Below are 9,549 nucleotides of genomic sequence, written 5' to 3'. Positions count from 1 at the left end.
CTTCGCCACCGAAAGCGCCAACATGACTTCCAGCCAGATGCTGCTGCAAGCCGGCACCGCCATGCTCAAGCAGTCGAACAGCATGTCGTCGATGGTCATGTCGCTCCTGCAGTAATCCAGCTTCTACCGGATTCGTCCGGCGTGGAATAGCCAAAGGCCAGCCGCAGTTTTCGGTTGGCCTTTTTTTATTCCGCCTTATACTTGTCTCTCCCTCACTTGCCCCCGACCATGGTCAGCATCGTCCCGCTCATTCCCGCGATCCTTCCAGCGACGCAACCCGTGCGCAACGGCGAGCTCGGGGTCATGCCCGCCGCCATCGCCGCCCTGGCCGAGGCCGAACTGGCCCTGCCCGTGTCACAGCCGCAGGCCGCCGCCGGCACGCCTGCCACGGCCATGGACGACGCGGCCGCGCTGCGCCCGGACCAGGTGTTCCTGGCGCGCCAGATGGCCTACCCGGCCCTGGACGGCCGCGCGCTGGCCTCGAACTGGCGCGCGATGGTGCGCACCTACGGCGACCTGCAGGCGCGCCGCGACCTGCAGGCGCGCGCCGGCGCCATGCCGCCGCTGCAGCTGGCCGCCGGCCAGCAGGGCCAGGTGGTCAGCCAGCCGCAGGCCCAGCTGCTCGCCACCGACGCCTGGCGCTTCACCGTCCACACCGGCAATGCGCTGGCCCACCATCTGGAAGTCGTGGCTGAACGCGAAGACGAGCCGCCCGGCCGGCGCAAGCGCGCGCGTCTCGGGCTGCGCCTGGAACTGAGCATGGCGGACGGCACCCGCGTGGTGGTACAGGTCGAGCCCTTGCCGGGCGGGATCGCGCTGGAATTGTGCGCGCAAGGCGCCGGTCCGCTGGAGCGCCTGCGCGCGCTGCAGCCGCTACTCGAAAAAGCCGTAGCCCTGTCGGGGCTGCAGGTGATCCGCTGGCGCTTCCGCGATTCTCTCCCGGCGGGGAATGTGCACGCCGCGCTGGCGGCCGGCGATGCCTCGACCGCACTGAGCCTGCCGGTATTTCGCGCACTGGCGGAAATGGCGCTGCTGCTTCCGCTTGATCCGGAGCCTCCCGGAACGCCGGAACCGGCGCTCGCCGCGGACGGTGGACGTACAATGGAAATCCTTGCAACAAGCTGAAGCGAGACGCACCGTGGCGCATCCCTCCCCTCTCCCGAATCCGTTCAACCCTGGCTATTACCGCAGCGAGGAGCTCAGGCAATTCGGATTCCGGCAGGTCGGCGAAAACGTGATGATCGCCAAGAATGCCACCATCATCGGCCTGGAGAATATCTCGATCGGGAACAACGTCCGCATCGACGGCGGCGTCGTGCTGGCGGCGCATTCCGGTTCCCTGGTGGTGGGCGATTACATCCACATCGGTGGCGGCAGCTATCTCGGCTGCGCCGGCGGTATCACGCTGGCGGACTTCGCCAACCTGTCGCAGGGCGTGCGCATCTATTCGAGCAGCGACGACTATTCGGGCGAGGCGCTGACCAATCCCACCGTTCCCGCTGCCTACCTCAAGCTCACCAAGGCGCCGGTCGCGCTGGGCAGGCATGTCATCGTCGGCTCGGGCAGCGTGATCCTGCCGGGCGCGAGCATCGGAGAAGGCAGCGCGGTCGGCGCATTGTCGCTGGTCCTGCGCCCGCTGGAGGAATGGGGGGTGTACGCGGGTGCGCCCGCCAGACGGCTGAAAGCGCGCAGCCGCGCCCTGCTGGAGCTGGAACAGGCCCTGCTGGCCAGCAAGGGCTGCTGAGGCCCCGGGACAGCCGTCAGGCCGGCAGGCGGCGCCCGTCGGCAACGAGCCCGGCGATGCGTTCGATATCGGCGTGTGCGAGCTCCGGGTACATCGGCAGGCACAAGACCCTGCTTGAAGCCGTGGCGGCAACCCCGAGGTTGTCGCGCCGTGCCGACGGCAGGCCGCGGTACATCGGGAAATCCGAAATCAGGGGATAGAAGTAACGGCGTGCGAACACGCCCTCCGCCTTCAGCTTCTCGTACAGGGCGTCGCGGCTCAGCGGGTAGTCGGGGCCGACCAGGATCGGAAAATAAGAGTAATTCGACGCGTAACTCGCGGAGTCATCCGCGGCGGTGGCGTGTCCCTGCGCATGGCAGTCGATCCCGGTGACGCCGGCCAGCAAGGCGCGGTAGCGCGCATCGATCTCTTTGCGCCGGGCGATCGCCCCGTCGATGCCCTTCAGCTGCAGCATCCCGAACGCAGCATTAATTTCGCTCATCTTGCCGTTGATGCCGGGCGCCACGACCGTCAATTCGTCGACGAAGCCGAAGTTTTTCAGGTGGTCGATCCGCTGCTTGGTGCGCGCGTCGGGGCAGATGATCGCGCCGCCCTCGAAGGTATTGAACACCTTGGTCGCGTGGAAGCTCAGCACCGACAGGTCGCCATGCCGAAGGATGCTGCCCCGCGCATCGCGTACGCCGAAGGCATGCGCGGCGTCGTAGATGACTTTCAGGTTGTAGTTGTCCGCAATGCGCTGGATCGCCTCGACATCGCATGGATGGCCGTAGCAATGCACCGGCATGATGGCAGTGGTCTGCGGCGTGATCGCCGCCTCGATCTTCTGCGGATCGAGGTTCAGCGTCAGCGGGTCGACATCGGCGAACACCGGCTTGATTCCGTTCCATAGCAGCGAATGGGCGGTCGCCACGAAGGAGTACGGCGTGGTGATGACTTCGCCGGTGACGCGCAGGGCCTGCAGCGCGGTCACCAGCGCCAGCGTACCGTTGGAGAACAGCGAGAGGTGTTCGACTCCCAGGTAGTCGCACAGCGCCGCCTCCAATTGCTGGTGGAAGGGCCCGCCATTGGTCAGGATCCTGTTTTCCCAGATCTGCTCGAGATACGGATAGAACTCTTCCAGCGGCGGCATCTGGGGCTGGGTAACGTAGATCGGCTTGCGCTTGCTCATGATGGGGTCTGTCCGGATGAATGGATGCGCCAGGCGGGCGGCGGCTTAACCTACCGTGCCGACGATCGAGACGTCGTGGTTTTCCGGGATTTCGTTGTACGACAGGACGTGCAGGCCCGGCGCGAACAAGCGTGCATAGCGCGCCAGCAGCGGTCGCACCTGCGGCAGCACCAGCAGCAGCGGCGGCGTATGCTGCCCCTTCATCTGCTCGCGCGCCACCGGCATGTTGATCTGCAGTTGCGACAGCAGCTGCGGGTCGATCGGGTAGTTATCCAGCGCCACCTTGCCGCCGCCGTTCTGGCGCGCCTGGTTCAGGGAACCGAGCAGCATGTTTTCCAGTTCGGCCGACAGGTTAAAGGCCGGCATCTCCTTCTTCTTGCCATACATGCCAGAGACGATCTGGCGACGCAGCGCGCAGCGCACTTCGGCCGCCAGCAGGATCGGGTCCTTCGTGGTTTCCGAGCTGTCCAGCAGCGTGGTGGCGATCACCACGATGTCCTTCAGCGACACGCCTTCGGCCAGGAGCACGCGGAATACGCGCAGCAGCTGGGTATGGGTCAGCGCTTTTTCCAGCGCGCCGGCCAGCTTCGGCGAGAGCGCGGTGAGGCGCTCGATAATCGCCGGCACGTCTTCGTGGCGGAACAGCTCGTGCAGGTATTCGCGCACCACCTTCGAGGCGTGCGTGGCGATCGCGCTCGGCACCTCGACCACCTGGTAGCCCAGGCCCAGGGCATGCCCTTTTTGATCCGGCGTGATCCAGGTGATCGCCATGCCGTAGGCCGGTTCGATGCCGGGGATGCCGTCGATCTCGCCGTAGACGCTCGGCGACGGAATCGCCATCAGGTGCTCGGGCATGACTTCGGCCTCGGCCACCACGGTGCCGGACAGGCTGATCGCGTATTGCGAGGGGCGCAGGGCCAGGTCGTCGCGTACGCCGATCGAGGGCAGGAGCATGCCCATCTGCTCCGACAGGCTCTGGCGCACGCCCTTGATGCGCTTGGTGAGCGGTTCGCCCTGGGCGCGGTCGATCATGCCGACCAGCTTGTAGCCGACCGCCACCGAGACCGGCTGCACCACGGGCAGCGCCTGCCAGTCGAGTTCCGGCGCGCGCTCGTCGCGCAGCGCCGCCTCGATCGCGGCCACGCCGGACGTATCGGGCGGGGCGACGCGCTTGTTCAGGCGCCAGCCGACATAGATCAGGGCACCCGCGAAGGCGAAGAACGGCAGCTTGGGCATGCCCGGCACCAGGGCCAGCACGATCATCACGCCCGCAGCCGAGTACAGCACCGCCGGCTGGGCCAGCAGCTGGCCGCTGACCTGCTGCTCGAAGTCGCCCGATTCGCCGATACGGGTCACCAGGATCGCGGCGGCAGCCGACAGCAGCAGCGCCGGGATCTGGCCGACCAGGCCGTCGCCGATGGTGAGCAAGGCATAGACCTTGAACGATTCCCCGAGCGGCAGGTCGTGCATCAGCGAACCGATCGCAATACCGCCGACCAGGTTGATGATCAGGATCATGATCGAGGCGACCGCATCGCCCCGCACGAACTTCGAGGCGCCGTCCATGGCGCCATAGAAGTCGGCTTCCGCCGCCACGTCCCTGCGGCGGATGACGGCCTGCTCCTGGTTGATCAGGCCGGCATTGAGGTCGGCGTCGATCGCCATCTGCTTGCCCGGCAGCGCGTCGAGCGTAAAGCGCGCCGACACTTCCGAGATGCGCTCGGCGCCCTTGGTCACGACCACGAAGTTGATGATCATCAGGATGATGAACACCACCAGGCCGACCACGAAATTCCCGCCGATGACGACGTTGCCGAAGGCTTCGATCACGTGGCCGGCGGCAGCCGTGCCTTCGTGGCCGTTGAGCAGGACCACCCGGGTCGAGGCCACGTTCAGCGCCAGGCGCATCAGGGTGGTGCCCAGGATCACGGTCGGGAAGACTGAGAAGTCGAGCGGGCGCTTGGCCGTCACCGACACCAGGATCACGATCAGCGCCAGCACGATGTTGAAGGTGAACAGGATGTCGAGCAGCACCGGCGGCAGCGGCAGCATGATCATCGCCAGCAGCGCGATCAGGAAGACCGGGCCGGCGAACTTGTGGCGCCGCAGCTCGGCAAGGAAGGACTTCAGGGCATTCATGCGGGAACCTCACTCAGGTGAGATGGAACGACCACCTCGTTGGGGAACCGTGGGGGCGCGGGGCGCCGGCCTGCACGGAACGCATTCAGTTGTAGAACGTAATTCAAGACTTGCGATACGGCCTGGTAGAGCTGCGCCGGGATCTGCTGCTGCACCTGGCTGGTGTTGTAGATCGCGCGCGCCAGCGGCGGCAGCGAAATGGTTTCGATCTTGTGTTCGGCGGCGACGCGGCGGATGTACAGCGCCATCTCGTCCACCCCCTTGGCCACCACGAAGGGCGCCTCGGCGCGGTTGGTATCGTACTTGAGCGCCACCGCATAGTGCTCGGGGTTGACGATGATGACGTCGGCCGTCGGCACGCTCTTGCGCACGCTGCGCTGGGCCAGCTGGTTCTGCAGCTGGCGGATGCGCTGCTTCACTTCCGGCCGGCCTTCGCTGCTCTTGTGCTCTTCCTTCATCTCCTGCTTGCTCATGCGCTGGTTTTTCGTGAACAGGAAGGCCTGCACCGGGACGTCCAGCAGCGCAAAGACGATGAACACGGTCACCAGCGCCATCAGGCCGTCCAGCATCAGGGCGCTGCCGCCCACCAGCGCGTCCGACAGCGGCATGCGCTGCAATTCCACATAGGCCTTCATGCTCGATCGGCATACGTGCACCAGCACGAAACCCAGCACCACCGCCTTGCCCGCCGAGGTGGCGAAACCGATCCAGTGCTTCTGCGTGAACAGGTTGCCCAGGTTGGTCATGGGGGAGAGGCGGCTGAACTTCGGGGCCATGTTCTTGCTTGACGCGATAAAGCCGCCCGGGATCATGCCGGCCACGACGATCGCGAGGGGCACCACCGCCAGCGGCAGCACCATTTTAATCAGCAGCAGCAGGGCCTCCGTGAACACCACCGACATCGCGTTCTCGATCGCCCCCGCCTCACCCAGCGGCACGAACACCATCCGGAACAGCATGCGGAACGACTCCAGGTAACCCGGCAGCATCATGGCGAACAGCTTCAGGCTGACCAGGATGCCCACCGCGGTGGACAGGTCGCGCGAACGGACGACCTGGCCCTCGTCGCGCGCTTTCTTGAGCTTTTGCGCTGAGGGCTTTTCGGTCTTGTCGCCACCGGTGCCGCTATCGGCCATGCGCTATCCTCATCTGCTCCTGCAGCATCTCCAGGATCTGGTTGGTCATCGAGACGTAATGCTCGGGAATGAAACGCACTACCTGCACCAGCATCAGGAGGCCAAAGATCGTCACCAGCGAAAACCCCAGCGAAAACAAATTCAGGCTTGGCGCCACCCGGTTCAGGAAGCCGAAGCCAATCTGCACCACCATCGTCGAAAACACGATCGGCAGCGCCAGCAGCACCGCCGCGGAAAACACCCAGGCCAGGTTCAGCGCCACCGCTTCCAGCAGCATCGGCCCGTAGCCGGCGCCGACCGGCCAGGCCTTGAAGCTCTGGCCGACCACGCCCATCAAGACCAAATGCCCGTCGATCCCGAAGAACACCAGGATCGCCAGCAGCGAGAGCAGGCCGGAGACCACGTCGGACGCCTGGCCGTTGACCGGGTCGTTCATCTGCGCCATCGAAAAGCCCACCTGGCTCGAAGCCAGGAAGCCCAGCATCGTGACCACCGCCATCGCGAACTGCAGCGCCAGCCCGATCACGCCGCCGATGATGGCCTGCTCGACCATCGCGAGCACGCCGGCCAGCGAGAACGGGTCGGGCATCGCGCCCCCTTTTGTGAGCGGCAGCATCATGAAGGCCAGGGCTACCGAGAGCAGCGCGCGCACCGGCACCGAGACCGTGCCCTCGCCCAGCACCGGGGCGGTCGAGAGCATGGCCATGATGCGGCAAAAGGGCCACCACAGCGCGCCGATCAGGGGCATCAGGAAGCTGACCAGCTCCATTGCGTACCGGCCCTGCCCTAGCTCGCGAGCGTCGCTGCGCGCTGGAACACCGACACGCAGTAATCCATCAGCGTGCTCGTCATCCAGTGGCCGGCCAGGATCACCGCCAGCAGCGTCACCAGGAGGCGCGGCAGGAAGCTCAGGGTCTGCTCGTTGATCTGGGTGGCGGCCTGGAACAGGGCCACGATCAGGCCCGTGACCAGGCCCGGCACGACCAGCACCAGCACCAGCAGCATCACGACCTGCAGGGCTTCGACCACCAGGTCGACAGCGATATCAGGACTCATCTCGATTCGGTCTCTTGTTCTAGTAGCCGTGGATACTGCCGACCAGCGTATTCACGGTCAGGGTCCAGCCGTCGACCAGCACGAACAGCAGCAGCTTGAAGGGCAGCGAAATCACCAGGGGCGAGAGCATCATCATGCCCATCGCCATCAGCACCGAGGACACCACCAGGTCGATGATCAGGAAGGGGATGAACAGCATGGCGCCGATCTGGAAGGCGGTCTTCAGCTCGGACAGCACGAAGGCGGCCAGCTTGGTGGTGAAGCCGCGCTGCTGCGGCGCCAGGTTGGCCGGTTCGCCCGCCAGGTGCGCGACCTGGACCAGCGAGGTCTTGCTGGTCTGGGCCAGCATGAAGCGCGAGACCGGCACTTCGGCGATCCGCAAGGCTTCCTCGAGGCCGATCTTGTCGCGGTCGTAGGGCAGGAAGGCGTCGCGCCACACGGCCTCGCCCACCGGGCGCATCACCAGGATGGTCAGGATCAGCGCGATGCCGGTGATAATGCGGCTCGGCAGGCCCTGCTGCAGACCGAGGGCCTGGCGCAGGAGCGAGAGCACGATCACGAAACGGGTGAAGCTGGTCATCATCATGACCATCACGGGCAGCAGCCCGAGCAGGGTCATCAGGACCAGGATCTGCGACTTGACCGTCATGCCCTGGGTCGAGGCGGGAATCACGCCCGGCAGGATGCTCGGCTGCTGCTGGGCCGCCGCGGGCAGCGCATAGGCGAGCAGCGCGAGCAGCAGCACGCCGGCGATCGCGGGCATGGCCCGTCGTGGGACTGCACGGCGCAGCAACGACAGCTGCGCGCCGCGGACAGGCGACGTCATTTAGTCAGCGCGTCCAGGTTCAGGCCGTCCAGGTCGATGACCTTCAGGCCGTACTGCTCGCCTGCGACGACGACTTCGGCACGGCCGATCGGGGCGCCGTTGACTTTAATGATCAGCGGCTCGCCGGCCAGCGCATCGAGCGGCACCACCGAGGAGGGTCCGATCGACATCAGTTCCTGCAGGGAGATGCGGGCCGAGCCGACTTCGAGCGTCAGGGTCACCGGAATGCGGCGCATCATCTGCGGCAGCTGGCGTGCGGCGTTCTTGCCCGCGACGGCAGTGGCGGCGTCGACGCCGTCAAGGTCATCGATGATGAGGTCGGAGCCAGTCAGTTGCTCATTCAAATTCATATCCATTACTCGGCATCTTCAAAAGAGGTTAAACAGAGCTTGCCCTTGTGTTCGGCCACGGCGGCCGTGAACAGGCGCGATTCGTCCAGCAGCACGTCGGCGCGTCCCACCGATACCGGGATCACGTCGCCGACCCTCAGCTCGAACAGCGCGGCCAGCGTGATTTCCTTGCTGGCCAGGCGCCCTTCCAGCTTGACGAACAGTCCGGTGGCCAGCGGCTCGGTGCTGCGCGCCGTGCGCACGCTGCTGCGCTCGTCCATCAGGCCCTGCAATACATGCGCCATCAGTTCCTGGTCGAGGCCGATCCAGCAATGGCTGTCGGGCTGGCCCTGGGCCTGGCCATGCGCGGCGCGCAGGCCCACCCGGATCACCCAGCCGGCCTTGCCCGGGGCGCTGGCCGCGGCCGGCGTGCCCAGGGTCAGGGGATCCACCGAGGATACCGCTTCCAGGCCCGCTGTACCAGCGTCGGCCAGGGCGTCGGCGACGCAGGCATGCAATTGTTCCGCCAGCTGGGCGGTGAGGGTCGCGGCCAGGCGCTCTTCGGTGGCGGTGACCCGCTCGCCGGCCGTATCGCGCTGCACGCCCGGGGCGGCAGCGGGGCCGTTCTTGCGGCCGTAGCGCCCTTCCAGTAGTCCCAACAGCAGCGCGCGCTCGAAGGCGACCGCGGCGGTGCCCAGCGGGCCTTCCACCGACAGCCAGCGAAGGCCGGCTTCGTCGGGTGCGCGCTCGAAGGCCAGGTTCGACAGCCGGTAGGCGCCCCAATAGCGGCGGCCGCCCGGCCCGCCCATGGTCGTGCCCAGGACATCGGCGAAGCGGCGCGCAAATTTTGGCAGCAGGTGCACAGGACGACCCAGCAGGCTGGGATCGAGTACCTGGTAGTCGCCCTGGCTGGCCCGCGGTCGGTCTGGAGGATTCATCGGCATGTTAATTAATGACTGGGTAACGGTGAATGTGTTTTTTTCATTCTCCTAGGCAACAATTATACATGGAGATTTGATGCAGGGACTTTGACATTCGCCTTTGATTTCCTACTTGCCGTACGGTAAGATCATATCTATTGCAGTGCTTCACCCGGCCCCGCTCCATACGTACAGAGGGAAGACCCGGCACCGGGGTCAAGAATAAAACGG

The 9,549-nt window shown here is 65.8% G+C and carries 11 protein-coding genes; 3 read left to right on the top strand and 8 right to left on the bottom strand.

Annotated elements, in window-relative coordinates; all coding sequences use genetic code 11:
- From AC56K1_RS22620 to AC56K1_RS22610, 3 genes are all read left to right on the top strand, one after another.
- A partial coding sequence (locus AC56K1_RS22620; protein ID WP_497160028.1) for a flagellin occupies window positions 1–115 on the top strand: 115 nt, incomplete at its 5' end.
- A gap of 113 nt (window positions 116–228) precedes the next feature.
- Window positions 229–1,125 carry a hypothetical protein gene (locus AC56K1_RS22615; RefSeq protein ID WP_497160026.1) on the top strand — a complete coding sequence of 299 codons (897 nt, stop codon included), beginning with the start codon at window positions 229–231 and terminating at the stop codon, window positions 1,123–1,125.
- Entirely contained in the window at window positions 1,112–1,744 is a 633-nt protein-coding gene (locus AC56K1_RS22610; RefSeq protein WP_497160025.1) for an acyltransferase, read from the top strand. The genes AC56K1_RS22615 and AC56K1_RS22610 overlap by 14 nt, the downstream gene beginning before the upstream one ends.
- Before the next feature lie 16 nt (window positions 1,745–1,760).
- Here the strand turns inward: AC56K1_RS22610 and AC56K1_RS22605 are convergent, their stop codons facing one another.
- The 8 genes from AC56K1_RS22605 to AC56K1_RS22570 are packed head-to-tail and all read right to left on the bottom strand — an operon-like array spanning window position 1,761 to window position 9,336.
- Window positions 1,761–2,912, bottom strand: coding sequence for a DegT/DnrJ/EryC1/StrS family aminotransferase (locus AC56K1_RS22605; RefSeq protein ID WP_497160024.1), 1,152 nt, complete (start codon window positions 2,910–2,912; stop codon window positions 1,761–1,763).
- Window positions 2,913–2,957: 45 nt separating this feature from the next.
- Window positions 2,958–5,051 (bottom strand): flagellar biosynthesis protein FlhA, encoded by a 2,094-nt coding sequence (locus AC56K1_RS22600; protein ID WP_497160023.1) that lies wholly within the window; start codon window positions 5,049–5,051, stop codon window positions 2,958–2,960.
- Window positions 5,048–6,187 (bottom strand): flagellar type III secretion system protein FlhB, encoded by a 1,140-nt coding sequence (flhB, locus tag AC56K1_RS22595; RefSeq protein WP_497160022.1) that lies wholly within the window; start codon window positions 6,185–6,187, stop codon window positions 5,048–5,050. The genes AC56K1_RS22600 and flhB overlap by 4 nt, the downstream gene beginning before the upstream one ends.
- Window positions 6,177–6,956 (bottom strand): flagellar biosynthetic protein FliR, encoded by a 780-nt coding sequence (fliR, locus tag AC56K1_RS22590; protein WP_497160021.1) that lies wholly within the window; start codon window positions 6,954–6,956, stop codon window positions 6,177–6,179. The genes flhB and fliR overlap by 11 nt, the downstream gene beginning before the upstream one ends.
- Window positions 6,957–6,973: 17 nt before the next feature.
- Complete coding sequence (gene fliQ / locus AC56K1_RS22585) at window positions 6,974–7,243, bottom strand: flagellar biosynthesis protein FliQ (RefSeq protein ID WP_497128259.1); 270 nt, start codon at window positions 7,241–7,243, stop codon at window positions 6,974–6,976.
- Window positions 7,244–7,262: 19 nt separating this feature from the next.
- Entirely contained in the window at window positions 7,263–8,069 is an 807-nt protein-coding gene (gene fliP / locus AC56K1_RS22580) for a flagellar type III secretion system pore protein FliP (protein WP_497160020.1), read from the bottom strand.
- Window positions 8,066–8,425 (bottom strand): FliM/FliN family flagellar motor switch protein, encoded by a 360-nt coding sequence (locus AC56K1_RS22575; RefSeq protein ID WP_497160019.1) that lies wholly within the window; start codon window positions 8,423–8,425, stop codon window positions 8,066–8,068. Before AC56K1_RS22575 ends, fliP begins: the two co-directional genes overlap by 4 nt.
- On the bottom strand, window positions 8,425–9,336 hold the full coding sequence (locus AC56K1_RS22570) for a FliM/FliN family flagellar motor C-terminal domain-containing protein (RefSeq protein ID WP_497160018.1): 912 nt from the start codon (window positions 9,334–9,336) through the stop codon (window positions 8,425–8,427). The genes AC56K1_RS22575 and AC56K1_RS22570 overlap by 1 nt, the downstream gene beginning before the upstream one ends.
- Between the last annotated feature and the right edge of the window lie 213 nt (window positions 9,337–9,549).

This window comes from Telluria sp. ZB4P37, assembly GCF_059685855.1.
Note: the sequence above shows the minus strand (reverse complement) of the source record. Positions and strands in the feature narration are given on the sequence as shown.